This is a genomic window from Pseudoalteromonas sp. SWXJZ94C, from assembly GCF_015864385.1.
Classification (GTDB): domain Bacteria; phylum Pseudomonadota; class Gammaproteobacteria; order Enterobacterales; family Alteromonadaceae; genus Pseudoalteromonas.
In genome coordinates this window covers 1-520 of sequence record NZ_JADYXF010000173.1, presented here as the reverse complement: position 1 = coordinate 520, position 520 = coordinate 1, and the positions used below count along the sequence as shown (strand labels likewise).

2 protein-coding genes are annotated in these 520 nt (G+C 39.0%); both read left to right on the top strand.

Annotated features, from left to right (window positions below):
• A partial coding sequence (locus I6F65_RS21630; protein WP_197114905.1) for an Imm49 family immunity protein occupies nucleotides 1-180 on the top strand: 180 nt, incomplete at its 5' end.
• Nucleotides 181-236: 56 nt separating this feature from the next.
• Nucleotides 237-520: hypothetical protein (locus I6F65_RS21625; RefSeq protein WP_197114903.1), on the top strand; the 284-nt coding region annotated here is incomplete at its 3' end.

Here is a 520-nt window from a genome sequence, read left to right as displayed (position 1 = left end):
GCATTGAATGATAGCTGGGAGTACCACGAGCGATTCTGTGATAAAGGGTACCAACAACCTAATTTTTACATGCCAATTGTTTTGCTAGGTTTAACGTGCATGGCAAAAGACTTAGGTAGGGAATTAAACGTGCAATCAGACTTTATCCCGCAGTTTTATATCGATGGCGACTATTTGTAGTTTTGCCTCAGCCCCCAAAACGCTCAATCAAACAGATTTAATTTAAAGGAATAAGCATGATAAACATAACACGTGAATATAAGCCTATAAGCATAAAAAGAAATAGTGAACGTTTTGAGCGGATGTATAACCACTCGATTGGAGCTTTACCCATAAAAAGAGATAATTTAATAAGTGTTTTTAATAAGGCACTCACAATCTGCCAATGGTGGTCGTTTGATTTAACCGAAGAAAACAAGCAAAAATCAATAACGGCACTAAAGCTTGCCGCCAAAGCCGGTGAGGCTATTTTTAGGCTAGGTCGAGAGCCTGAAAAAGAGCAGCGTATCGTGATTGACGA